This is a genomic window from Paenibacillus sp. FSL W8-0919 (genome assembly GCF_038003785.1).
In the GTDB taxonomy this organism is placed as follows: domain Bacteria; phylum Bacillota; class Bacilli; order Paenibacillales; family Paenibacillaceae; genus Paenibacillus_AQ; species Paenibacillus_AQ lactis.
Genome location: NZ_JBBOPV010000002.1, coordinates 52,539 through 76,621, shown reverse-complemented (window position 1 = coordinate 76,621; position 24,083 = coordinate 52,539). Strand labels below are relative to the sequence as shown.

Annotated in this window: 20 protein-coding genes, 1 pseudogene and 1 riboswitch; of the genes and pseudogenes, 17 read left to right on the top strand and 4 right to left on the bottom strand. The window is 55.1% G+C overall.

Annotated elements, in window-relative coordinates; translation table 11 throughout:
• Window position 1: 1 nt before the first annotated feature.
• The 10 genes from NST44_RS30575 (at window position 2) to NST44_RS30530 (ending at window position 13,055) form a co-directional block, all read left to right on the top strand.
• Entirely contained in the window at window positions 2-1,417 is a 1,416-nt protein-coding gene (locus NST44_RS30575) for a radical SAM protein (RefSeq protein WP_007131202.1), read from the top strand.
• A 5-nt stretch (window positions 1,418-1,422) separates the two neighbouring features.
• Window positions 1,423-2,535 carry an SGNH/GDSL hydrolase family protein gene (locus tag NST44_RS30570; RefSeq protein WP_144868957.1) on the top strand — a complete coding sequence of 371 codons (1,113 nt, stop codon included), beginning with the start codon at window positions 1,423-1,425 and terminating at the stop codon, window positions 2,533-2,535.
• Between the two features lie 528 nt (window positions 2,536-3,063).
• On the top strand, window positions 3,064-4,119 hold the full coding sequence (locus NST44_RS30565) for a LacI family DNA-binding transcriptional regulator (protein WP_028405442.1): 1,056 nt from the start codon (window positions 3,064-3,066) through the stop codon (window positions 4,117-4,119).
• Window position 4,120: 1 nt separating this feature from the next.
• On the top strand, window positions 4,121-5,992 hold the full coding sequence (locus NST44_RS30560) for a sensor histidine kinase (RefSeq protein WP_244869172.1): 1,872 nt from the start codon (window positions 4,121-4,123) through the stop codon (window positions 5,990-5,992).
• Between the two features lie 2 nt (window positions 5,993-5,994).
• A complete protein-coding gene (locus NST44_RS30555; RefSeq protein WP_340901475.1) occupies window positions 5,995-7,509 on the top strand; it encodes a response regulator in 1,515 nt (504 codons plus the stop codon).
• A 113-nt stretch (window positions 7,510-7,622) separates the two neighbouring features.
• Entirely contained in the window at window positions 7,623-8,507 is an 885-nt protein-coding gene (locus NST44_RS30550) for a carbohydrate ABC transporter permease (RefSeq protein ID WP_028405439.1), read from the top strand.
• A complete protein-coding gene (locus NST44_RS30545; protein WP_007131208.1) occupies window positions 8,504-9,334 on the top strand; it encodes a carbohydrate ABC transporter permease in 831 nt (276 codons plus the stop codon). Before NST44_RS30550 ends, NST44_RS30545 begins: the two co-directional genes overlap by 4 nt.
• A gap of 177 nt (window positions 9,335-9,511) precedes the next feature.
• On the top strand, window positions 9,512-10,498 hold the full coding sequence (locus tag NST44_RS30540) for a glycoside hydrolase family 113 (protein ID WP_028405438.1): 987 nt from the start codon (window positions 9,512-9,514) through the stop codon (window positions 10,496-10,498).
• A gap of 299 nt (window positions 10,499-10,797) precedes the next feature.
• Window positions 10,798-12,108 carry an ABC transporter substrate-binding protein gene (locus tag NST44_RS30535; RefSeq protein WP_210095372.1) on the top strand — a complete coding sequence of 437 codons (1,311 nt, stop codon included), beginning with the start codon at window positions 10,798-10,800 and terminating at the stop codon, window positions 12,106-12,108.
• Between the two features lie 368 nt (window positions 12,109-12,476).
• The gene (locus tag NST44_RS30530; protein ID WP_007131211.1) at window positions 12,477-13,055 is read left to right on the top strand and encodes an SEC-C metal-binding domain-containing protein; all 579 of its coding nucleotides are present in this window, start codon (window positions 12,477-12,479) and stop codon (window positions 13,053-13,055) included.
• 58 nt (window positions 13,056-13,113) lie between these two features.
• Here NST44_RS30530 and NST44_RS30525 read toward each other — a convergent pair whose 3' ends face one another.
• The 4 genes and pseudogenes from NST44_RS30525 to NST44_RS30510 form a co-directional block, all read right to left on the bottom strand.
• Complete coding sequence (locus tag NST44_RS30525) at window positions 13,114-13,572, bottom strand: hypothetical protein (protein ID WP_251536607.1); 459 nt, start codon at window positions 13,570-13,572, stop codon at window positions 13,114-13,116.
• 129 nt (window positions 13,573-13,701) lie between these two features.
• Window positions 13,702-14,553 (bottom strand): ABC transporter ATP-binding protein, encoded by an 852-nt coding sequence (locus NST44_RS30520; RefSeq protein ID WP_050954056.1) that lies wholly within the window; start codon window positions 14,551-14,553, stop codon window positions 13,702-13,704.
• A 23-nt stretch (window positions 14,554-14,576) separates the two neighbouring features.
• Window positions 14,577-15,623 carry a FecCD family ABC transporter permease gene (locus NST44_RS30515; RefSeq protein WP_210095374.1) on the bottom strand — a complete coding sequence of 349 codons (1,047 nt, stop codon included), beginning with the start codon at window positions 15,621-15,623 and terminating at the stop codon, window positions 14,577-14,579.
• A pseudogene (locus NST44_RS30510) lies at window positions 15,620-16,604 on the bottom strand (FecCD family ABC transporter permease). The gene NST44_RS30515 and the pseudogene NST44_RS30510 overlap by 4 nt, the downstream one beginning before the upstream one ends.
• 199 nt (window positions 16,605-16,803) lie before the next feature.
• Here NST44_RS30510 and NST44_RS30505 point away from each other — a divergent pair.
• From NST44_RS30505 to thiE, 7 genes are all read left to right on the top strand, one after another.
• Window positions 16,804-17,832, top strand: a complete 1,029-nt coding sequence (locus tag NST44_RS30505) for an ABC transporter substrate-binding protein (RefSeq protein ID WP_144878185.1) — start codon at window positions 16,804-16,806, stop codon at window positions 17,830-17,832.
• A 349-nt stretch (window positions 17,833-18,181) separates the two neighbouring features.
• On the top strand, window positions 18,182-18,715 hold the full coding sequence (locus NST44_RS30500; RefSeq protein ID WP_213614793.1) for an RNA polymerase sigma factor: 534 nt from the start codon (window positions 18,182-18,184) through the stop codon (window positions 18,713-18,715).
• On the top strand, window positions 18,675-20,078 hold the full coding sequence (locus NST44_RS30495) for a DUF4179 domain-containing protein (RefSeq protein WP_340901474.1): 1,404 nt from the start codon (window positions 18,675-18,677) through the stop codon (window positions 20,076-20,078). The genes NST44_RS30500 and NST44_RS30495 overlap by 41 nt, the downstream gene beginning before the upstream one ends.
• 159 nt (window positions 20,079-20,237) lie before the next feature.
• A riboswitch (TPP riboswitch) is annotated at window positions 20,238-20,341 on the top strand.
• Window positions 20,342-20,760: 419 nt separating this feature from the next.
• Window positions 20,761-21,465 carry a thiaminase II gene (gene tenA, locus NST44_RS30490; protein ID WP_340901473.1) on the top strand — a complete coding sequence of 235 codons (705 nt, stop codon included), beginning with the start codon at window positions 20,761-20,763 and terminating at the stop codon, window positions 21,463-21,465.
• 147 nt (window positions 21,466-21,612) lie between these two features.
• Window positions 21,613-22,464 (top strand): hydroxyethylthiazole kinase, encoded by an 852-nt coding sequence (gene thiM, locus NST44_RS30485; RefSeq protein ID WP_210095378.1) that lies wholly within the window; start codon window positions 21,613-21,615, stop codon window positions 22,462-22,464.
• Window positions 22,461-23,294 carry a bifunctional hydroxymethylpyrimidine kinase/phosphomethylpyrimidine kinase gene (thiD, locus tag NST44_RS30480; RefSeq protein ID WP_340901472.1) on the top strand — a complete coding sequence of 278 codons (834 nt, stop codon included), beginning with the start codon at window positions 22,461-22,463 and terminating at the stop codon, window positions 23,292-23,294. The genes thiM and thiD overlap by 4 nt, the downstream gene beginning before the upstream one ends.
• A complete protein-coding gene (gene thiE / locus NST44_RS30475; protein ID WP_007131223.1) occupies window positions 23,291-23,965 on the top strand; it encodes a thiamine phosphate synthase in 675 nt (224 codons plus the stop codon). The genes thiD and thiE overlap by 4 nt, the downstream gene beginning before the upstream one ends.
• Window positions 23,966-24,083 lie beyond the last annotated feature (118 nt).

Here is a 24,083-nt window from a genome sequence, read left to right as displayed (position 1 = left end):
TATGCCGAACCGGCCTTATCTGTATCATGAACTGACGAATAGCATTTGCACGACCTGTTACCGTAAAGTCGAAGCCAAAATCATTGAGGAGAACGGCAAGATCTATATGGTCAAGCGCTGCCTTGTTCACGGCCCGGAGAAAGTGCTGATCTCAACGGAGGTCGATTACTATCACCAGACCCGGAAGTTTATTAAGCCCTCCGAAATGCCGCTTAAGTGGAACACGCCGATACGTTACGGCTGTCCCTACGACTGCGGTCTATGCCCCGATCATGAGCAGCACAGCTGCTTGACCCTCCTCGAGATTACGGACCACTGCAATCTGCAGTGTCCGATCTGCTTCGCGGAATCATCGCCGCACCGTACCTCTTACCGGTCGCTTGAACAGATCGAGTTCATGCTCGACCGGATCGTCGAGAACGAAGGCGAGCCGGATATCGTGCAGATCAGCGGCGGGGAACCGACGACGCACCCGAATTTCTTCGAAATCCTGGATATGTGCAAGAGCCGTCCTATCAAACACATCATGGTGAACACCAACGGCATCCGTATTGCTCAAGATGCCGATTTTGCCCGGCGGTTGTCGGAATATATGCCCGGATTCGAGATCTATTTGCAGTTCGACAGCTTTGAAGCCCATGTATTGAAGGAGCTGAGAGGGGCCGATCTGAGACGTATCCGCCAGCAGGCCATCGATCGCTTAAATGAATTTAATATCTCCACTACGCTCGTGGTTACGCTGAAGAAAGGGCTCAATGACGGCGAGATCGGCGACATTATCCAGTATGGGATGAAGCAGCGGGCGGTGCGAGGCGTGACGATTCAGCCGATTCAGGCGGCAGGTCGTCTGGAAGGCTATGACCCGTCGACGGATCGGCTTACGGTTAGCGAAGTGCGCAGGATGATCATCGATCAGTCCGGAGTGTTCCAGGAGGCCGACATTCTGCCGGTGCCTTGCCACCCGGATTGCCTGGCGATGGGCTATGCGCTCAAGCTGGGCGGGGAGGTGCTGCCTCTGACAGGCATGATCGATCCGAACATTCTGCTTGAGGGCGACAGCAATACGATCGTATTTGAGCAGGATCCGGTCATTCGCGGCAAAATGTTCGAGCTGCTCTCTACCGGACATTCCCCGCAGTCCTCGGCGCTGTCCTTGAAGAGCCTGCTTTGCTGCCTTCCTTTGGCGGCTGTGCCGGAGCAAATTACCTATGATAATGTGTTCCGCGTCATTATCATGCAGTTCCTCGATGCCCATAACTTCGATGTCCGCTCGGTCAAAAAATCATGCGTTCACATCGTCCATCCTGACGGGCGGATGATCCCGTTCGATACCTATAATCTGTTCTATCGGGACGATAAGGAAGAGCTGCTGAAGGAACGCAAAGAAGAGCTGGTCACCGCCTGGGACAGGGGGTAAACAACATGGGAAGTGATAGCGAGAAGCTAACATCCAGCCCTCTGTATCAATTGGACCGCAATATGAGCATCGGCAGCCCGCTCTCGGACCGCCTGCAGTGGCATTCCCCGCTGGAGGCCCCGTTTCTCGTAGCCGGATTCGGCTGGTTTCAGGCCGAGCGCCTGTACCGGAGATTGCCGGCGGTGCCGGACGTACCGGTCCGCCCGGAAGTGGATGCTTTGTCGAACTGCACCTCGGGAGGCCAGATCCGGTTCCGAACCGATTCGCGCACCGTATCGGTTCGCGTCCGCTTAACGTCAGGCTCCGGCATGTACCATATGCCGCCGACCGGGGAGTGCGGCATGGATGCCTATATCGGAGGCCCCGGGCATTGGATTCACGCGGGAACGGCAAGCTTCAAGCCCGGTCAGGAAGAATACGAGAGCAGCCTGTTCACCTGCGAGGACGCCGAGGAGCGCTCCTTCATGTTGAACATGCCGCTATATCAGGGCGTACGAGAGCTATGGATCGGATTGGAACCAGGTGCGAAGGTGTGGGCACCAGAACCGTATGATTCAAGCAAAAAGGTGATCCTGTACGGCACTTCCATCACCCAGGGCGGGTGTGCGTCACGGCCCGGCATGTCCTATCCGAATATCCTTAGCAGGCATATCCATCTGGAGTTTATAAACCTCGGCTTTTCCGGCAACGGAAAAGGCGAGCCGGAGCTGGCAATGCTCGCCTCGCAGATTTCGGATCCGGCATGCTTCGTTATCGATTATGAAGCGAACTGTGGAGGAACCGAGGAATACCGGCATACCTTGCCGGGCTTCATCAAGACGTACCGGGAAGCCCATCCGGATGTGCCGATCATTCTCGTATCGCGGATTCCGCATGGAGCGGAGTCCTTCAAGCCGGAGATCCGGGAAGGGCGGCTCGCCAGGCTGAAGTTCCAGTCGGAGCTTGTCGCGGAGCGGAATAAGGCCGGGGACCGGCATATTGTGTTCGTGGACGGGTCGGATCTGCTCGGCGACGATCCGGGCGAGGCGATGGTGGACGGCGTTCATCCGACGGATCTGGGCTTTCAGCGGATCGCAGACGGTCTGCTGCCGGTTATTCGGCAAGCGACGAGCCGGTAATACCAAGCATCCGGCTGGTAATGGCCGATTCGTTCAATCATTTACCGCCGAATAGCGGCGGGAAACAAGACGGCACGGGAGTCATTCCTGCGCCGTTTTTATTTTGCTTAGCTCCGCTACAAAAACTTCACTGTAGGCTCAATCGCAAGTCCTCAGCAGTAAGCTCGATCGCAATACCTCCATTGTGAGCTCCACACTCATGTTCACTGCAGACCCTCCATTGTAAGCCCCACCGCAGATTCTCCGCTTTAAGCTTCATCGCAAGTCCTTCACTGTGAGCACCATTGAAACTCCTCAACTATAGGCTCAGCCTCGAGTCCTACACATCTCCTCCACAGCTTAACCACAGGTCCTTCCACCGTAGCCCCACCGCATGTCCACTGGCGTCAAGCTCGACCTCACATTCACTACCGCAAGTTCTCTACCGCAAGGCAAAAGATAAAAATCACGATTGTTTTCCTAATTATTATGATGTTATGATAACAACAAACTAACATAATGATGATAGAAAAAGGATGTGCTGTTCACATGGCAGGCAAAGTAACGATGCAGCAAATTGCCGATCATCTCGGCCTTTCGAAGTTCGCGGTTTCTAAAGCGCTTTCAGGAAAGCCCGGCGTTAGTCTGGAAACGCGGGAGCGAATTGTGAGCGTGGCGACGCAGCTCGGGTATTTCGCGAATAAAGCGCCAAAAAACGGAAGCCGGAAGAGCGAGGCGGCGGGCGGGCAGACGGCTGCGCGCGAAACCGTCATCGTGCTCGTCCCGAACGTCCGCTATCAGACCCGCGACTCGATGTATTGGGGGCGCATCATCGACGGAATAACGAGCGAGCTTGAGCGCAGAGATATGGGGATGGTGATCGTGACCGACCAGTTCAAGGACAGCTTCGCCAATCTCATCAATCCCGCCGGCGTCAAGGGCATCATCGGCGTGGGCTTCATCTCGTCGCAGCTGCTGCTTGAGATCCGCAGCCTCGGCATTCCGTTCGTGCTCATTGACCATGAAGACCCGCTGATCCCGTCGGATGCGCTGTTCATGAATAATGTGGAATGTATCCGCAGGACAGCCAGCTACCTGATCGGCTGCGGCCACCGGAAGCTGCAGTTCGTCGGCAACATCCACTTCTCGAGGAGCTTCGCGGACCGCTATCAGGGATATCGGGCCATTCTGGAAGAGCAGGGGATACCGCTCGGCCAGAACGAGGAGCTGCTTCGTCTTGAGGGCGAGAACCGATCCGAGTTGACCGAGGCGCTGGAAGGAATTTTGGGGAGGATGGATGAGCTGCCGACGGCCTTCGTATGCGCGAACGACTCCATTGCCATTTGCGTCATGACCGTACTCGGAAGAATGGATGTAGCGGTACCGGAGCAATGCTCGGTTACCGGCTTCGATAACATCGAGGATGCGGCGAGCTCGTCCCCGTCGTTAAGCACGATCCATGTGCATAAGGAGGCGCTCGGCCAGCGGGCGGTGGAGAGCTTGCTAAGACGCGTGGAGCAGCCGGACAGCCCGCTGGAGAAAATACTGCTGGCCGGGGACTTCGTCATCCGGAATTCAACAGCTTATGCAAGGAAGGTTGACTGATGTGACAGGCTTCCGCCGTATTGCGCAGCTATGGAGAGAGCGGCCGGCCGGCCGGCTGGACCGCAAGCTGTCTGTCGTATTTTTATTTCTGATCATGCTGCCGATGGGGCTCATCACGTATTTTGCGGCGGAGCGTTATACGGCTTCGATCGAAAAGAATACCGTGGCCTATGTCTCCCAGCTGTCGAGCAAGATGATGGGCAAGCTGGACGATTACGTGAATGACATGATGAAGATTTCCATTATCCCTTCGTATTTGAATGAAATTCAATCAGGGCTGGACATGTCGAACCGGTATTACGAAGAGGGAGGCCCGTCTAAGGCAGCGGACCGCCCGAACGAGAGCGAGGTCAAGCTGCAGATTACGCGGAAGGTCGAGCGCAGCATTTATTTTATGAACAATATCAAGGAAGGTACCAGCAACGTATATCTGTTCGATCTTTACGGCAACCCGTATTTCGTGGTCAAAAGCGGCGGCAGCCGCTCGAATCTGCAGCAGTATTACGAGGGCTGGAGAAAGCTCGCCACCGCGGCGAACGGCCGGCCCGTGCTGGTCAGCACGCAGGAGATTGCGGTTCCTGCCGGAAGCAAGCAGTATATGTTCACGGTCGTCCGCGACATCATCGACAAGTCATATCACTCCATCGGGACGATTGCGGTCGATGCAAACATCGGCGTGATCGAGAATATCGTGACCGACCTCGAGGATACGACCCGCGGAAAGACCTTTATTTTGGATGATAACGGAACCGTCATTTACGACAGCGAGAAAAAATACTTGGCGCGCAGCATGAACGAGCATGCGGCCCTGGCCCAGGTTACCGGAAGGGAGGGGAGCTTCCGCATGACGATTGAGGGCGAGCCTCAGCTCGTCGTGTACAAGAAATCCGAGAAGACGGGATGGCTGATCCTGATAACGGTACCGGAGCAGCCGCTGATGAAGGAGGCCTTCGATACCCGCCGGATCACCATTGCCGCCGCCGTAGGCGTCACCGGATTTGCGCTCATGATCTCGCTCGTCCTTATCTATGCGCTGATGCGGCCGCTGAGATCCATTGTCCAGCATATGAAGCAGGTGCAGACCGGCAACCTGGATGTCGTATTTCCGGTCCGCAGGCGGGATGAAGCGGGTTTGATCGGGATTTCCTTCAACCGCATGATGGCCCGGATCAAGCAGCTGATCGACGATATCTACGCGATGGAAGCGAGGAAGAAGGAAGCTCAGCTGGAGAGCCTGCAGCACCAGATCAACCCGCATTTTATTTACAATACGCTCGAGACGATCCGGATGACGGCCGTGCTTCATGATGATGCCGAGGTAGGAGAAATGGTTCAGCTGCTGGGACAGCAGCTGCGGTACAGCATTCACGCCGGCAGCGAAATCGTCGAAGCGAGGCAGGAGTGGGCACATATTAAAGCCTATATTGAGCTGCTGAATTACCGATATGGAGATCGTTTCGTGCTCTCGCTGCCGGAAGAGGAAGCCGTTCATTCCATCCGGGTCATGAAGCTGCTGTTCCAGCCCATCATTGAGAATGCCGTGAATCATGGCTTTGATGAAACGAAAGCCGTCCTGCATCTGACGATTACCCATGAACGCGAGGGGGATCATCATATCTTCACCGTAGCGGATGACGGACTGGGCATGCCGCCGGCAGCGCTAGTGCGGCTGCGCCGAGCGTTGGAGGAGGAGCAGCCGCAGGCAGCGGAAGGGCGGGGAATCGGTCTGCGCAACGTTCATGAACGCTTACAGCTGCGATATGGCAGAGCTTACGGGCTTGCCGTTCAGAGCGAGGAGGGGCTCGGAACGACGGTCCGGATTACGATTCCAAGTGACGATACAGAGCAACATTTAAGAACAGGAGTTGGTTGAGGATGCTTACGATTGCTGTGGTGGATGACGAGGAGCGAATTCGGCTGGGGCTGGGCAAGCTGATTCGGGACGCGGGCGAGCCTTACCGTGTCGTCGGGACGTTCGCAAGCGGCCAGGAGCTGCTCGACCGAATGCATGAGCTGCAGCCGGACCTAGTCATTACCGATGTCAAAATGCCGCAGATGGACGGCCTACAGCTGATGGCACGCGTGCGGGAGCTCGCGAGCGGCGCGAAAATCGCCGTGCTGAGCGGCTACAACGATTTTGAGTACGCCCGGACGGCCATGCGCCAGGGCGCCGTGGAATATTTGCTGAAGCCGGTCAACATCAAGGAGCTGCATCAGCTGCTTGCGAACGTGCTAGAGATGGTGCAGAAGGAGCGAAGCGAACGAAGACTCGAGTCAGATGATCTGGTGAGCTTCCTGCTGGGTCCGGGTGAGAACAGGGTGCCGGAGCATCTCTTCGAAGAGGTGTGCGCAAGACTGGACCGCCAGCCCTTGTTCCGGGGCTACTATGCCATCCTGCTGCTTCAGGCTTCCTCGGAGGTGACGCCCGCCGGACTGGAGCATCTCACCGCCGAGTGGGGGGAGGAGCGCAGAATCGTGGGCTGCATCGACGGCCGAAGGGCCGTGATCCTGCCGGTGAGGCCCATCGAGCATGCCGGCATAGCCAGGGAACGCTCGGTGATGCTGCTGCAGCAGCTGCCTGCCGGAACCGCAGCCAAAGCGGGCATCAGCGGCGTGTTCTCCGGCAGCCAGTGGCTACCGCAGGCCTACGAGGAAGCGCTGCGCTCGCTGGAGCAGGCGTGGTACAGCCGAGAACGGCGGGTATGCGGAGCCCAGGGGGACGGGCAAGGGGCGCGGAGGCAGCCGGAGGAGCGCTACCGCCTGGTGCGGCTGCTGGACAAGCAGCTGTTTCCGGCTCTGCACGGGGGCGATTATGCCCGACTACCGAATTTGGCCGGCGCCTGGCTGGATGAGATTGCACCGTTGGCACCCGGGTGGGCGGAGCTTAAAGAAGCGTGCGCAGCGATCGCGGCCCATGGCTCGGAGGAGCTGGAGCAACGCGGGATTCCCAAGGATGAGGTCGAATGGCCCCATGATCCGGGGCGGTTTGAGGATTGGCGGGCTTTTGCCGCAGCGCTGAAGGGCGCGGTAGAGAAGCTTGCAGGTCTGCTGGAGCAGGTGAAGACTGAGCACCGGGCCGTTGAAACGGTCAAAGCTTATATCCAGCAGCATTTTACCGAGGAGCTCGAGCTTCAGCATTTGGCCGATCTCGTTTACTTAACGCCGAGCTATTTAAGCAAGCTGTTCAAGACCGAGACGGGAGAGACGATTACGGACTATATCATCAGCGAGCGGATTGCGCTGGCGAAGCGGCTGCTGAAGGAGGATCGCGGCCTGAAGACGTATAAGGTCGGCGAACGGGTAGGGTACCCCGATCCGGCTTATTTTACGAAGGTGTTCAAGAAGATGACGGGAAAAACGCCGAAGGAATACCGGGACTTTGTTAGGTGATTGTTATCTAAAATGAGGACAATAAAACGAAACCGAATCTATTATTTTTCAGCATGCTGTCTTTTATAATTATGAAATCGGTACCATTTCAAGCAGAAAGCGAGGAAGGGAGCTTGTTCAATTTCAGTTATAAAACACAGCGCTATCTTATTCTGTTCGGGTTCCTCACCATTCCTGTTGTCCTGTCTCTGACCTTCTCGTATTATCCGGCGATTTCCCTGCTGTATTACAGCTTGACGGATTGGACCGGCCTCGGCTGGGATATGAATTTCATCGGACTGGATAATTATGTGGAAATATTTACGAAGCCTGAAGTGTTCAGCACATTGAAGAACAATCTGTACTATTTGGGCGGCGGCCTGGTGCAGGTCGTCTTTGCCCTGTATTTCGCGGTCATTCTGACCGGGAAGCTGAAGGGGAGAAACGGCTTTCGCGTAGCTCTGTTTCTGCCGTATGTGCTGCACAGCGTTGCGACGGTGATCATGTTCAAGAACGTGTACCACATGGAATACGGCTCGCTGAACACGCTCCTTGGCGCGCTCGGGCTGGATTCTTGGCAGCAGAGCTGGCTCGGCGACAAGCGGATCGTGAATTTCGCGCTGGCATTCATCTCCATGTGGAAATACATGGGGCTGAACATGGTGATCTTCATCGGTGCGCTCCAGTCCATCCCCGGCGATCTTTATGAGGCCGCTTCCATCGATGGCGCGTCGGGCTGGCAGAAGTTCCGCTATATTACGCTGCCAAGCATCCGCGGCGTACTGGAGCTGATGCTCATCCTGACCCTGACGGGCGCGCTTGAGGCATTCGATATTCCGTTTGTCATGATGCTAGGCGCAAACGATACGTCAACCTTTGTCATCCATACGGTGAATACGGCGTTTAAGTACCAAAACTTTGGCCTGGCTTCGGCCATGGCGGTCGTGCTGCTCATCATGGTGCTGCTGTTTATCGTCATTCAGCGGAAGCTGTTGTTTAGGGAGGGGAGAAGCGAATGAAGCGGGAACGATCCATCGCAATGACGATTTTTAATTATTTTACGCTGGCGGTTGCGCTGTTCGTTGTCTTCTTCCCGATCTACTCGATTGCGGTGGGAGCCTTCAAGACCCAGGTGGAGTATTATCAATCGGGTCTTGCGCTGCCGGACAATTTCTTCAATCTGGAAAACTTCAAGCGGGTGATCGACATTGGCGATCTGGGCCTCGGCTTCCGCAATATCCTGATTATTCTGGCCATTTCCGTGGCGGGAAACATCGTGCTCGGGACAATGGTTGCCTATGCGGTGGGACGCTTTGATTTCAAGCTGAAAAAGGCGATCATGGGCATGTACCTTGTAGCCCAGGTTATCCCGATGGTTACGACCCAGGTGGCAACGTTCAGCGTGATCCAAAGCCTGGGCGCTTACAATACGATGCTTGCACCGATTCTGCTCTATTTGGGCGCGGACGTGCTTCAGATCGTCATTTATCTTCAATTCGTCAACAGCATTCCCAAGGATTTGGACGAGAGCGCCATGATCGAGGGAGCATCCCTGTTCAAAATCTATCGCTCCATCATCTTCCCGCTGCTTGCACCGGCTACGGCAACGCTGATCATTCTGAAGAGCATTTCGATATATAACGATTTCTACACGCCGTATCTGTACATGCCGAAGCAGGATCTGAAGGTGGTATCCACCGCGATTTATTCCTTCATCGGTCCGAACGCGGCGCAGCTGAATGTCATTTCAGCGGGGATACTGATCATCTTTATTCCGACGGTGGTGCTCTTCTTGTTCATGCAGCGGTATATTTTTGCAGGCGTGACGAACGGGGCGGTCAAGTAATTAGGGGGACGCTGACGGTGACGGATCAAAAAGGGTTCGGCGGGCCCGATGTGACGGATGGATGCATAGGGTTCGACGAGCCGGTGTGACGGATGAACGCACTAGAGTTCGACGCCCCGGTTTGCCGAGCCTAAAAAAGAGATAAAAAACGACATAACGGAGAGGGAGAGTGCCAATATGAATACAAACAAGATATGGCCGGAGTATGTTAACGGCATGACATGGGGGTGGACCGGCGTCCGGGGCACCTGGAGCGGACCCGAAGCGGAATTCTCCATGGAGCGAATGGCGGAGATGAATGTAAACTGGACGGCGCTTGCGCTTTCCGCCGTGCAAGCAACGCCGCAATCGACGGAGATTCCGTTTCGCGAGGAGCCGACGGTAACGGATGACGAGGTCCGATGGGCGATCCGCAAGGCGAAGCAGCTTGGCCTGAAGGTGTGCCTGAAGCCGGTGGTCAACGTTGGCAACGGCACATGGCGGGCGCATATCAGCTTCTTCGATGAAGAGGTGCCTGGCGAGCCAAGCTGGGCGGAATGGTTCCGTTCCTACGGGGAGTTCATCCGCCACTATGCTGTGATCGCCGAAGAAGAGGGCTGCGAAATGCTGTGCATCGGCTGCGAGATGGTACAGGCCGATAAGCGCGAGGCCGAATGGCGGAGCCTGATTGCGGATGTCCGGTCGGTATATGGAGGCTTGATTACCTATAATTGCGATAAGTACCAGGAGGATCGTCTGACCTGGTGGGACGCGGTCGATATCATCTCGTCGAGCGGCTATTATCCGATCGATCAATGGGAAGCGCAGCTGGACCGAATCGAAGACACGGTCAAAAAGTGGAACAAGCCTTTCTTCTTCATGGAAGCCGGATGCCCGAGCCGCGAAGGCTCAGCGGCCCGGCCGAATGACTGGTCGCTGCCGGGCGGGCCGTCCGAAGCGGAGCAGGAGCGGTACTATGAAGCGATGTTCGCTGCATGCGCACAGCGGGACTGGATGCAGGGATATATGCTGTGGGACTGGCCGGCCCGGCTGTACGACGCGCAGGAGGCTTCGGAGAACGACGATTATTGCATGTACGGCAAACGCGCGGCGGGAACGGTGCGGCGCTTCTACGCAAGCGGCTCCCTGGCATTGGAAGCCGGTGAGAGTTCCGATGCTCGATAACACGCAAGTTTAAATAGGTTTATTGCTTTGTGAAGTGAACCGCATCGCATGCAGCTTCTGGTGCATGCGGTGCGGTATTTGCTTGGGAAGAGGCACGCTGTCGGGAGTCGGTAGGATCGATAGAATCCCCACCTAACAAAATAATCATAGGTTAGCATAATTTATGACAATAAAAACAAATGTACTTCATTTGTTTTGTTCTTGTTAGCTATTAATATTTGAGTTGTAAGCGATAACAATATCGGCATTCCCTTTTTGGGAGACGCCGGATCATTACAAAGTACAGGGGGAAGAGACAAATGAAGAACAGACTGACAATGCTGCTGCTTCTGTTATTTACCGTATCATCCATATTGGCCGCCTGCGGAGGCAACAAAGCGAATGATGCGGGCACGACGCCTGGTGCGAGCACGGGCAGCGAAACGGCCGGCACGGAGGGAGCGACCGAGCTTGGCGGCAAGCTAAAGGTGCTGACGCACCGTACGGATCTTGTGAACGACGGAACGCTCGATAAGTATGAGGAGGCTTTTAAAGCCAAGTATCCGAAGGCCGAAATCGAATTCGAAGGCTTGACGAACTACGCCCAGGATATCCAGGTACGTTTGACGACCGGAGAAGCCGGTGACGTGCTCATGATTCCGACCGGCCTTGCAACCTCGGAGTATCCGAAATATTTTGAGCCGCTGCCGGATGCGATGTTCGAGAACGTGTATTTCGCGGACAACACGCTGTTCGAAGGCAAGCGTTACGGGATTTCGACCGGCGTGAATACGCAAGGGATCGTGTATAACAAAAAAGCGTTCGAGGCTGCCGGGATCGACAAGGTTCCCGGGACGCTGGATGAGCTCTATGCCGCGGCCGAGAAGCTGAAGGCAGCCGATATCATTCCGCTCTACATGAACTTCGGCGCTCAGTGGACGATGGGCAACTGGGCCGATAACTCGGCATGGTATGTGGCAGGCGATCCGCAATATCACTCGAAGCTGGTATCGGAAGAGGCTCCGTTCCAGGTTGATAATGCATGGGGCACGCTGGCCCAGATTGCACGTACCTTCGTGCAGAAGGAGTGGGTAGAGAAGGATCTGTACACGAATAACTGGGAGATTTCGAAAGGGGAAATGGCTGCCGGCAAAGCCGGGATGTATTTCCTTGGCAACTGGGTCATTCCCCAGGTGATCGGCGCAGGCGCCGCTTCAGAGGACATCGGGTTCTTCCCGCTCCCTTACGACAACAGCGGCAAGTATAACGCACCGCTTGGCTCGGACTACTTCGTTGCAGTCAGCAAGGACAGCGAGAACAAGGAGCTGGCAACCGCGTGGGTGGAATTTTTCGTGAAGGAATCCGGCTACGTGGAAGATTCGGGCTTTATGCCGATTATCAAGACGGCCGAGTCCACCATTCCGCAGCTGGCTGAATTCCAGTCGTTCAATCCGACCCTTATCGAGAGTGAGGCGACCGATCCGAAGTTTAACGAGATTGCGAATAAAGCCCAGATCGGCATCGGAACCGGCGACTATGTACAGGAATATGTCGTAGCCGAGGATCTGCAGGCAGCGTTCGACAAGCTGAACGCGAAGTGGAAGGAAGCGAAAACCGCGCTCGGTTATTAATTAGATCAAGCCGAAGCTGTCTCCATCACGGGGGCTGGCTTCGGTTTTCTTACATAACCAAGGCTGCTTGCTCCGAAATGAAGTATGTAAATCATGGGAAGGGATAAGTTTTTACAAATTTGTTACTTCTTACTTGCATAAAATGAAATATTATAGAATAATAAAATAGAGCGCGGCTTTCCACGAAGCAACCCGCGTTTTTTTTGCTATTCGCCCCGGCCATTCGTCTCTGAGCGTAAAGGACTATCCCTTTAGGAGATGAATCAGGGGAGGAACGGGAAGCATGCATGAGCATTTTACAGGTAGAGGTGCGCTTTTCGAGCTTTTCCATGTATAATAGAAGAAATCATCTAAATAGGAGCTAGGAAATGAAAAAGCTAGGAAGAAACGATCTATGTCACTGCGGAAGCGGGAATAAGTACAAAAGATGTTGTCTTGAGAAGGATCAACGCACGATCCAAGGTAAGGTCATTCCGTTCCCTGGTACCAGAGCTGCATCCGTACCACAGCAAAAGGCTGACCAGCTGCGCCAGATGATTCACGATAAGCTGGATTGGATGGACTGGAATGCGGACGAGCACCGTGAGCTCGCCGAGTCGTTATTTCCGCAGATTTGCCGGGATTACGAGCTTAAGAGCGAGGAGCAGCTGTTTCAAGTGTTCAGCCTGCTGATCGTCTGGAATAACTTCTCCAGGGAAGCCAATCCGAAGTACCGCAAGCCAGGCGGATACGCCAGTGCATTAGAATATATTGCGACTTCACTGCTTAACATCTCCGTGACGAAGTCCGACATTGCGAAGAAGCATGAGGTTGCCGTAGCAACCCTGACCCGCAATAGCGGACAGATTCAAGATTTTATGGATGGCATAGCGGCCTCCGGTGACCAGTTGGATTCCGAGGATGCAGAAGAAAGCCATGAGGATCAGGATTTGTCTGTAGGGCGTTAAGCAGTCTTACGGAAATATAGAGAAGCCGTCCCGGTTCGGGGCGGCTTATTCGCGTTGTTTACTCCAAGCGCGTGCGTGCCCGTGCACCCGCCAATAGCCTCCCCAATACAACCCCATACAGCAAGTGGCCGGACAGCCACAGCAGGAAAGAGACCGGATCGGTAAGCTCCGGCGTCCGATCGGATAATGCTGTTGTCGGGTAGAGCAGAACGCCCACACCGGTGCAGGCGGCTGCGACAAAGGTGAAGGCTCGTGCAGGCGGCAAAAGCTGCATGCGCAGAATCTGAGCCAGCACAGCGCTAAGCAGGACGGAAATCGCAAGATGGAGCAGAAACTCCACCCATTCCGGCAGCTCCAGACGATTTAGGCCGGGGATATAATCGACGTTCAGAAGCAGCGTATACACGTTGAATGAAGTGAAATGCTCGATAAATTTAAGGTATATCCCCAGAAGGCTGCCTGCAGCTAAGCTAGAGCCGAGCATTCGAGCCGGCGTAATTATAGGTTCTTTCAACATATACGCCACCTTGCTGTTTGTTGAACTGGTTTGTGTCGGATATTCCATACAGATAATTCCATACAGAAGGGCTGTTTCCCTTCACCTTCACGACTTCGGTGAGGAATACAGCCCCGTGCATTTCGGTTGCTATGCGGTTGTCAGCTCTCGGAGCCGTTCCGTCTCCTCTGGAGCAGACGAGGCGGTTTGCGTCCGGCGAAGGCCCTTTCCATGCGGAACGCACATCGGCGTCCCGTACAGCGGGTCGGGAATAATCTCGCACGGCAGCTGGAACACCGTCTGCATCAGCTCGGAGCAGATAATATCCTCCGGTCTTCCCATCGCCTTGATGCTGCCGTCCCGGATGGCGACAATATGATCGGCGTAACGGCAGGCCAGATTGATGTCATGCAGCACCATGACAATGGTTCGTTGTTCCTGCACGTTCAGTTCGTACAACAGATCAAGCACCTCGATCTGGTGCGTCAGGTCCAAATACGTCGTAGGCTCATCCAGCAGAATCAGCGGCGTCTCCTGCGCAAGCGTCATCGCGATCCAGGCCCGCTGACGCTGCCCGCCGGATAGCGAATCCACCGTTCGATCGGCAAGGCCCGTAAGTCCGGTCGACTCAAGAGCTGCCATGACGGCCTTCTCGTCTTCAGGCGACCATTGGCGAAGCCAGCTCTGGTAAGGGTAGCGTCCCTGCTTGACGAGCTGCAGGACGGTCAGCCCTTCCGGTGCCGTCGGACCCTGGGGCAAGATGGCCAGCTTGCGGGCCACATCCTTGGTCGACATGCCGGCAATGTCGGCGCCGTCGAGCACGACCGCGCCGCGCTGCGGCTTCAGCAGCCGGGCCATGGAGCGCAGCAGCGTCGATTTGCCGCATCCGTTGCTGCCGATGAACACGGTGATTTTACCTACGGGCACGGTCAAATCCAAATTTTCAAAGATGTAGTCTCCCCCATAGGAGAGGCTCAATCCTTTCGCTTCGAGTGCACTCATCATGTCAGCTCCTTTTTTTCATATTAAAACCGATTCCGATTGCGGTACAGCAAATAGAGGAAGAACGGCGCCCCGATGGCGGCGGTGAATACGCCGGCCGGAACGTCGCGCGGCAGAAACGCCGTCCGCGCCACCAGATCGGCGGCAAGCAGCACGATCGCGCCGATCAGGGCGCTTACCGGCAGCAGGCTGCCGAAGGAAGGTCCGACCAGCCTGCGGGCCATATGCGGGGCCATCAAGCCGATGAAGGCGATCGCGCCTCCGATGGAGACAGCCGCCCCGGCAAGCGCCACGCTTAAGCCGATCAGCAGCAGGCGCTGCTTCTGCACATGGGCGCCCGCGCTGCTGGCAACATCGTCCCCGAGTGCCTGGATGTTCACATTGCGGGCCTGCAGCCAGGTCACCGGCAGAAGGACCGCTACCCATGGCAGCAGCGTCATAACGTCCTTATCCCAGGACATTCCATATATGCTGCCTGCCATAAAAGTAAGAGAGCGATCGGCCAGCTGGAGCGGGCCGGAGATGATCAGCATATACGAGATCGATTTGACCGCCGCAGACACCCCGATGCCGATCAGCACGAGACGAAGCGGCGATACGCCCCCTTTCCAGGCCAGCACGTACAGCAGCCCGGTAATGAGGAAGGCGCCGAGGATTGCGAACAGCGGCAACCAGTGAATCGATACGGTTCCGGTGAACAGGAAGATGAACAGCACCGCGCCGAGCGATGCGCCTTCCGTCATGCCGATCACGTCAGGAGAGGCGAGCGGATTGCGGATTACGCCCTGCAGGATGGCGCCGGCTACAGCCAGCGCCGCCCCGATCAGCACGGCGATGATCACCCGCGGCAGCCGGAGCTTCATGACGATGACCTGCTCCATCGGCGGGGCTTTGCCCGCCAGCGCTTTGATGACGTTCAGCGGCGATATGGGCTGGCTTCCCATGCCCGTGCTAACCACAATGACGATGAAGCATACGGCAAGCAGGATGAGGGATACCCAGACGGTTCTTCGCTCCAGCATGAATGAGATGCCGGCCTTTCCTCCACGGAGGATGCGGTGCTTGCTCATGATGTTCGCCTTCCTTTCCTGGCAATGTACACGAAGAACGGCACACCGATGATTGCCGTCATAACGCCGACAGGAACTTCCTTCGGCATCGCGATGTACCTGGAGCCCAGATCGGCCGTTACCAGCAGGATGGCGCCGAGCACCGCGCTGTAGGGCAATATCCATCTGTAATCATTTCCTATAAAATAGCGCACGATATGCGGAATAATAATGCCAATGAATGCAATCGGTCCGGCGGCGGCAACGGATCCGCCAGCCAGCAGAATGACGGCGGCCGCAGCAAGCAGCTTGATAAGCGCGGTCTTCTGTCCAAGGCTTTGCGCGATGTCATCGCCCATGGAGAGCGCGTTTAGATGCCGCCCGAGCAGGAGGGCGATCAGCATACCTGCCGCCATGTAAGGCCAGACGGCGTTCAATTGGTTCAAGTCCCGACCGGCAACTAAATCCAACGAGCCAGATCAGCACCTGGTCGAACATTTTACCGTCGGAGAGCATCAGTCCTTGGGTCAAGGAGTGGAAGAATGCGGCCATGGAGGCGCCTGCCAGCGTAATCTTGACCGGGGTCATGCCGTCACGGCCGATGCTGCCGAGCATAAATACGATGCCTCCGCTGACAGCGGCGCCGATCAGGGCCACCAAGGTAAATGCTTGCAGCCCGTCAACCCCGAGCCAGCCTGCGGCCATAATAATGAAGAAGGCTGCACCGGCATTCACGCCTAGCGTGCTGGGCGATGCAATAGGGTTGCGGGTGATGACCTGCATCAACGCGCCTGCGATTGCGAGGCTCGCCCCTACGGCTGCTGCGATGAGTGCCCGGGGAACCCTTGCGGTCAGGATGATGAGATGCTCGTTGCCGCCATTATAGTGAGCGAACGAGTTCCATACTTCCGTTAGCGGAATGTTCGTTACGCCGAACGCGATGCTGCCCATCATCGCGGCGGCAAGCGCCAGCAGCGATATCAATAGTCCGAGTAAGCGCATATATACTCACTTTCTTAAGTTCATGGATTATTAAGTTCATATGAATTTTAGGTGAAAGGGAGCCGATCTGTCAATGAACTTGATAATCATTCTCAAAAAATATATTGATATTTTTGCTGGAAACCGTTATAGTTTTGAATCGGTAAGTGATAATGATTTTCAATAAAGCGGAAATGATACGAGGGGGATTACGATAGGAATGGGACAAGGAACAGCTAAGAAACCGGGCCGAGGGCTGAAATGGAGCTTGCTGGCGCTTATTATGGTTGTCATACTCGCAGGCTGCGGATCGAATGGAACGCAGAATAATGCAAGCCAGCCATCGAACGAAGAAAGCGGAACGGCTCCTGCGAATAACGGCTCCGGTGCATCCGGCGATTCGTACGAAGTGGTGCATGCGATGGGAACCGAAACGATCAAGGGCACGCCGCAAAAAGTGGTCGTCCTTACGAACGAAGGAACGGAAGCCTTGCTCGCACTGGGCGTGAAGCCGGTAGGCGCCGTTAAATCCTGGACAGGCGATCCGTGGTACCCGCATATTAAAGACCAGATGGAAGGCGTTACCGTGGTCGGCGAGGAGAGCCAGCCTAACATTGAACTGATTGCCGGACTGCAGCCTGACCTGATCATCGGCAACAAAATGCGTCAGGAGAAAGTGTATGAGCAGCTGAAGGCGATCGCGCCGACGGTATTTGCGGAGGATCTTCGCGGAGAATGGCAGAACAACTTCAAGCTCTACGCACAGGCAGTGAACAAGGTAAGCGAAGGGGAAGAGCTTCTCGCGGCGTACGACCAGCGTATTCAGGATTTCAAGGAGAAAGCCGGAAGCAAGCTGGATGAGACCGTTTCTGTGGTGCGCTTCATGGCCGGAAAGACGCGCGTTTACCATACGAACACCTTCTCGGGGGTTATTTTCGATCAGATCGGCATCGCACGTAATGAGATGACGAAGAACGCGAAGGACAATTTCGTGGACGAGATTACGAAGGAACGGCTTCCTGAGGTGGATGCCGACAGACTGTTCTACTTCACGTACGAAACCGGCGACGGCGGCGCCAACCAGACCGAGCAGGAATGGGTCAACGATCCGTTGTGGAAAAACCTGAACGTCGTTAAGAACGGTCAAGCCCATAAGGTCGATGACGCGATTTGGAACACCGCAGGTGGCATTCTGGCGGCAAACCTGATGATTGATCAGCTGTATGAATTTTACGGCTTGGAGAAATAAATCGTGTCCTGCCCCCATTTTATATAGAGAGTATGATGGGATACTAGTAAAAGCAGCCTGTTGAGTCCGCTCAACAGGCTGCTTTCGTTTGTCCAGTGTTTTCGCATTCGTCAAACACTAAGCATTGCCACCGGGTAACAATTGGACGGTTCGATGGTGTGAAAAGGAATATATTGCCATGGTTCCTGACTTTTTCCGCAACTTGAGCAAATGTATGATCCAGATTCTATTCTTTCAAAATTATGCCCTGTAGTTAAGATTAGACTTGCGCAAGCTACTGCTTTTTTGAGCGCTTTGGGAACCGACAGCGGTTGATCTGCATATTACCTATGAAAGGAGCGTGAGAGTCGTGGAGCAGGAAGAAAGACTAAGGGACTGGATGGAGAAGTATACGAACCGATTGTACAGGCTTGCGTATACCTTGACTCACAGCAAGGCCGAAGCCGATGACCGCGTCCAGGACGGATTCATCAAAGCATATTATGCGATGGGGACGTATGATCAGCTGCGAGATCCTTTTCCTTGGCTGGCGAAGATCGTCATAAACGAGTGCAAAATGGCAAAGCGACGAAGTTTTCGCGAGATCGTAACTAATCTTCTTCCCGAAAGATTGTCCGTTAGTACTGAGGAGACCGTTCTGCGTTTGGCAACGAGCAACGAGATGTATGAAGTGATTTTACGATTGCCGCTGATTATGCGCATTCCCATCGTCCTTCACTATTTTGAAGAGCTGAGCGTCCAGCAAATCGCAGACATTACCGGCGTGCCGACAGGAACGGTGAAATCTGGACTGGCACGAGGAAGAGCAAAACTTAACCGATCGCTAAAGGAGGCAGGAGTTCATGATCGACCAACAGATTCAGAATGCGAAACGATCCTATGAATCAATGGAGACCGATGTAGACCGTTTGATGGAGCGTGTCCGGTACAGTGTTAGCAGCGAGGATTGTACAGGCATGCTTCATAATAACCGCTCACAGCGGATTATCCGCCGCTTGTCGCTAGCCGCAGTCGGAACCCTTGTGGCCTGCGCAGTGATACTCGGCAGCGGCTTCGTCTCCCCTATTATGGCATCCGTACTACAAGAAATACCGTTCGTAGGTTCTGTTTTCCAGCGTCAGGAGCTGCACCAGTACGTTCGCGAAACAGCCTTGAAAACAGCTTCTGAAAATGGAATGACGGCGCAAGTCTTGCAAGCTGTGAGCGACAACGGGATTACGCTGCAAATTCAAGAGGTGATGTATGACGGTGATCGTCTCTCCATCGGTTATATACAACAGGTTGAGGATGGATTCTCCGGTAGGCATGGTTTCATAGACGGAATCAAATTCAAAATTGACGGCAAGCCATACGCAGACCGTGTCGGTGGCAGCGGTCCTCTACCTATTGATAGCCAAACAGGAATTGGACAAATCAGCTTGCTGCCATTCAAACAGAAGTTACCGGATGAATTCGAACTAACGATCGAGGTAGCAAACGTGGACGGAGTTAAAGGTCATTGGGATTTTTCAATTCCCATTAAAAAGACCGTTTCCGGAACGAAATCATGGATGCCGATGAGGAGTGCAACGGATGGAGAAACCACCCTGCTGATTAAGAAAATAGGCTTTAAATCCGGTACGGGTACGATGGACGTGGAGCTAGTATACAGGCGGCCGGCAGCTAAAGCGCAAGATCCCATGTATGATATCCTAGCTATTACTGATACTGGAATGGAGTTCAAACCTTATGAGATGGTAGGAGATGGCTACGTGGAAGACGATACACATATTCAATTAGGAATCTTTCAATTTAAAGTACCCTTTGTTACGCCAAAGTCCATTACGTTCCGTCCGTATTTGCGCGGGGATGTGCCGGTATATGGAATTAGAGTGCCGATGAAGCATGAACCGTCGACCGATCATCCTCTAATTATTCCTCAAGGGGAATTAGGCCGCCTGTTAGTGACGAAAGTGGAACGCTTAAAAGATAAGACGATCGTACATTACCGGAAAGAAGTCACTGACCCCCTTCAGCAAACCGAGTTGATCCTCGAGGATTTGGAAGGCAAGTACAATTTTTACCCATGGGACATGTACATCATTCCTTCCGAGGAAACGAAGACGAGGTTAATTGATGCCAAAAATAATGCTTACGTAACCGAATTCCCGGCCTTAAATTCGGATCAACAGCCAGTCTTTGTCACCCATGAATACAAAAAACCTATTTTCCTGAAAGAGCTCGAAATGACAATACCGCTTCAATAAAGTAAGCATAGGTCAATTGATGGCATTTGCGGAAATAAAAATTCAACTTCTTTTCTGGAATAAGGGGGTTAGGGGGTTATATCTACCGAGTATTGCAGCAAACACGGAAACGTTTGACACCACCGCCAAACCTATGTACAGTAATAGTCAATAGAATAGGAAGTCCACTAGGGGAGCCGTCAGCGGCTGAGACAAGAGCGTATCTTGGACCCTTTGAACCTGATCTAGTTCGTACTAGCGTAGGAAAGTGGAGCCTTCACGGATAGAGTCCTTTTTGCGCCTGCTTCTGCCGGGCAAGAGGACTATTGCTGAAGCCGCTCCGTTTTTCGGGGCGGCTTTGTTTGTCATGCTCCGAAGAACGTAAATTTTCTGCATCTTCGTTGCCCAGCACGATAGCGCACGAGTACGAGCTAGCAGCATGCAAGGTTGCCATATGCCGTGCATAAAGGGTTGGCCGAGTACATAAAGGGTTGCCGGATATACACATGTAGCCGGGTACAACGGCTGCCGGATCTGCAAAGGTTCCCGGATGCAACCGTTGCCGATATGAAAAAGATGCGGGGTATGCGAAGGTTGCGGGACATACAATAGATACTTGGCTGCCAATGCCCGGATTACCGGGATTGCCGGGTCGCTAGGAGGACTTCCTGCTCTTCATTTCAAGATGGAGGTGGGGATAACAATGACGTTTACCCAAGAGCTTCGCCAGCAGGCGGACGGAATTTTCGAGGCGATTATAAACCATCCCTTCGTGCGGGGAATTGCCGCCGGGAAGCTGGACAGCGACCAGCTGATTCACTACGTGAAGCAGGACTTCGAGTATTTGAATGCCTACATTCGCATTTATGGCATCGCCATATCCAAGTGCACGAGCCGGGAGGATATGGCGGCGTTTAACGAACAGATTGCGTTTATCCTCAACAGCGAGGTGCATCCGCATCAAAATTTCTGCTCGGTCGCGGGAGTGAACTATGAGCAGCTCCAGGGCTACCCTCTTGCACCGTCTGCGCACCACTATATCCGTCACATGCTGACCGTTGCGCATGAGGGAACCCTCGGCGAAATTATGGCGGTCCTGCTTCCTTGTCCGTGGACGTATTATGAGATCGGCCGCAGACTGCTGGATGAAGTTAAGCCGGATCGCACCCATCCGTTCCATGAATGGATTCATTTTTACGGGAATCGAGGGGAGGATGCGGCAGGGAAGTTCCTTGGCCGTGTGGATGCGTGGGCGGAAGGAGCGACGATGAAGGAGCGCGAGCGGATGCGCGAGCATTTCATGCTGAGCTGCCAGCTGGAGTATATGTTCTGGGACATGGCTTACAAGCAGGAGGAATGGCCCGTGCCGTTCCAGCCGTTGGTCAATGCCAAGGGGTATGGGCGCTGAGCATTTGAGTTATGGGACAGACAGGGGTTACGAAAGGTCATGCATTTTGAGAATGAATCAGAATTCGGGTTGAGATGAGATTATGGGTTTCATATGTCGTATGTCATATGCCAAAAACCAAGAAAAGAATGGGAAAGGATGATGGCAATGAGCGGAAATACATGGGATTCGGAGCTTGCGGGGCTTTTAACGAAGGTGCAGCAGCAGAAGCCTCTTGTCCATAACATGACCAATGTGGTGGTTACGAATTTTACGGCCAACGGCTTATACGCGCTGGGCGCGTCGCCGGTAATGGCATTTTCCCCCGACGAGGTGGCGGATATGGCCCAAATTGCCGGAGCGCTCGTGCTCAACATCGGCACGCTGTCCCGCGAACAAGTGGATGCGATGATCATTGCCGGGCAATCCGCCAATACGCATCGCGTCCCGGTTCTCCTCGATCCGGTAGGAGCGGGGGCCACGCCGTTTCGGACCGATTCGGCCCTGCGGATCATGCGTGAAGTGAAGGTTTCCCTGGTGCGGGGCAATGCGGCCGAGGTTGCCAATCTGATCGGCGAAGTCCGGGTGATCAAGGGGGTCGATGCAGACGACTCTGCGTCCGGCGGGAACTTGGAGCTGGCGCTGCGGGCTGCACAGCGGCTAAATACGGTGGTGGCCATTACGGGAGAGGAGGACGTGATCAGCGATGGTGTTTCGGCGCGAATCATTCGCGGCGGGCATGCGATGCTGACGAAAGTAACCGGGGCGGGCTGCCTGCTCACGTCCGTGCTCGGGGCCTTCGCCGCTGTGGAGCCGGATTTGCTGCTCGCGGGAACGGCTGGCCTTGCCTTCTATGGGGCAGCAGCCGCCCGCGCGGCCGAGCAAACGGCCGGACTCGGGCCGGGCAGCTTCCAGATCGCCTTCCTGGATGAGCTTGCAAAGCTCCACTCCGGTTCGCTCGAAGGGCACGCGTCGGTCCGCGAAGCGGACATCCTGACGGAAGGGAGCGTGTCCCGATGACAGACGCGCGGATTCCGAGAGCGCTGACGATTGCCGGGTCCGACAGCGGGGGCGGCGCAGGTATTCAAGCGGATCTGAAGACGTTCCAGGAGCTGGGCGTATTCGGCATGTCGGCATTGACTGCAGTAACGGTGCAGAATACATTGGGCGTCCATGGCGTCTATCCGCTCCCGCCGGAAGCGGCGGCGGAGCAGATCGAGGCGGTGGGCGGCGATATCGGCGTGGACGCCTTAAAGACCGGGATGCTGTTTCATGCGGATGTTATCCGCCTGGTCAGCGCTAAGATCCGGTCGTTTGGCTGGGAGAACGTCGTTGTCGATCCCGTGATGATCGCCAAGGGCGGTGCGGAGCTGCTGCGTACTGAGGCCGTTGATGCACTAAAGCGGGAGCTGCTTCCCTTGGCGATGGTGGTGGCGCCTAATATTCCGGAGGCGGAGGTGCTGGCGGGAATGGGAATCCGCACGAGGCATGACTGCCGGGAAGCGGCTCGCCGCATCGGCGGGCTCGGTCCGCGGATCGTCATCATCAAGGGCGGTCATGGCAGCTTCGAGGAGGATGGAGATCAGGTGGTGGATCTGGTATATGACGGCACCGGCTTTACGGAACTCAGCGCCAAGCGCGTGAACACCGTTCATACGCATGGGACCGGCTGTACGTTCTCTGCAGCCATTACGGCAGGTCTGGCCCAGGGCTTGAGCGCCTTCGATGCGATTCAGAGCGGGCGTTTATTCATTCAAGCGGCCATTGAGGACGGATTAAACTTGGGGCAGGGACAGGGCCCGACCAATCATTGGGCATACAATCGCCGCCGTCAGGAGGTGCTGCAATGACAGGCAGAGTGGCACCTGAGATGATGAGGCGGCATCTGCGGATGTACCTCGTGCTCGGCAGCGTGAACTGCATCGTCGAGCCTAGCTTGGTCGTGCAGGAGGCGTTGGCTGGAGGCGCAACCATGGTCCAATTTCGTGAGAAGGGACATGGAGCACTCAACGGGGAGCCGATGCTCCGGCTGGCTCGCCGGATCCAGGAGCAGTGCCGGCAAGCACGCGTACCCTTCATCGTCAATGACGATGTAGAGCTGGCACTGAAGCTGGACGCCGACGGCGTGCATATCGGCCAGGACGACGAATCTGCGGCTTCGGTACGTGAACGGATCGGCAACCGGATGCTGGGCGTCTCGGCGCATACGGTGGAGGAAGCCCGGCGCGCGATCCTCCATGGTGCCGATTATCTTGGCATCGGACCGATCTATCCGACCCGCTCAAAGGATGATGCCAAGGCTGCTCAAGGCCCGGCAATTCTCCGTGAGCTGCGCGAAGCTGGAATCCGATTGCCGATCGTTGGCATTGGCGGGATTACCGTGGAGCGCGTGGAGGAAGTGATTGGAGCGGGTGCGGATGGCGTCGCGGTGATATCCGCCGTGACGGGAGCGGCGTCGGCGCAGGAGGCTGTGGAGGCTTTTATGGGAAAGATACGCCGAGGAGCCGAAGGGATTTCTTAAGTTGTACGAGGATTATAAGCGGATCAAGAACAAGGGTGCCGACTTTTGAGGCATCCTTGTTTGGTTTACCTTATCGCTCCGTTTTCCTGTCAACAAGCCCTTTTATAGCTCCCTTCCC

Bases quoted from the DNA above. Each gene is read 5' to 3' on its own strand.
- NST44_RS30505 (WP_144878185.1), top strand. From the start codon at position 16,804: ATGGGACAAGGAACAGCTAAGAAACCGGGCCGAGGGCTGAAATGGAGC.
- NST44_RS30530 (WP_007131211.1), top strand. From the start codon at position 12,477: ATGAAAAAGCTAGGAAGAAACGATCTATGTCACTGCGGAAGCGGGAAT.
- NST44_RS30535 (WP_210095372.1), top strand. From the start codon at position 10,798: ATGAAGAACAGACTGACAATGCTGCTGCTTCTGTTATTTACCGTATCA.
- NST44_RS30555 (WP_340901475.1), top strand. From the start codon at position 5,995: ATGCTTACGATTGCTGTGGTGGATGACGAGGAGCGAATTCGGCTGGGG.
- thiE (WP_007131223.1), top strand. From the start codon at position 23,291: ATGACAGGCAGAGTGGCACCTGAGATGATGAGGCGGCATCTGCGGATG.
- NST44_RS30525 (WP_251536607.1), bottom strand. From the start codon at position 13,572: ATGTTGAAAGAACCTATAATTACGCCGGCTCGAATGCTCGGCTCTAGC.
- thiM (WP_210095378.1), top strand. From the start codon at position 21,613: ATGAGCGGAAATACATGGGATTCGGAGCTTGCGGGGCTTTTAACGAAG.
- NST44_RS30495 (WP_340901474.1), top strand. From the start codon at position 18,675: ATGATCGACCAACAGATTCAGAATGCGAAACGATCCTATGAATCAATG.
- thiD (WP_340901472.1), top strand. From the start codon at position 22,461: ATGACAGACGCGCGGATTCCGAGAGCGCTGACGATTGCCGGGTCCGAC.
- NST44_RS30565 (WP_028405442.1), top strand. From the start codon at position 3,064: ATGGCAGGCAAAGTAACGATGCAGCAAATTGCCGATCATCTCGGCCTT.
- NST44_RS30515 (WP_210095374.1), bottom strand. From the start codon at position 15,623: ATGAGCAAGCACCGCATCCTCCGTGGAGGAAAGGCCGGCATCTCATTC.
- NST44_RS30545 (WP_007131208.1), top strand. From the start codon at position 8,504: ATGAAGCGGGAACGATCCATCGCAATGACGATTTTTAATTATTTTACG.
- NST44_RS30570 (WP_144868957.1), top strand. From the start codon at position 1,423: ATGGGAAGTGATAGCGAGAAGCTAACATCCAGCCCTCTGTATCAATTG.
- tenA (WP_340901473.1), top strand. From the start codon at position 20,761: ATGACGTTTACCCAAGAGCTTCGCCAGCAGGCGGACGGAATTTTCGAG.
- NST44_RS30540 (WP_028405438.1), top strand. From the start codon at position 9,512: ATGAATACAAACAAGATATGGCCGGAGTATGTTAACGGCATGACATGG.
- NST44_RS30520 (WP_050954056.1), bottom strand. From the start codon at position 14,553: ATGAGTGCACTCGAAGCGAAAGGATTGAGCCTCTCCTATGGGGGAGAC.
- NST44_RS30575 (WP_007131202.1), top strand. From the start codon at position 2: ATGCCGAACCGGCCTTATCTGTATCATGAACTGACGAATAGCATTTGC.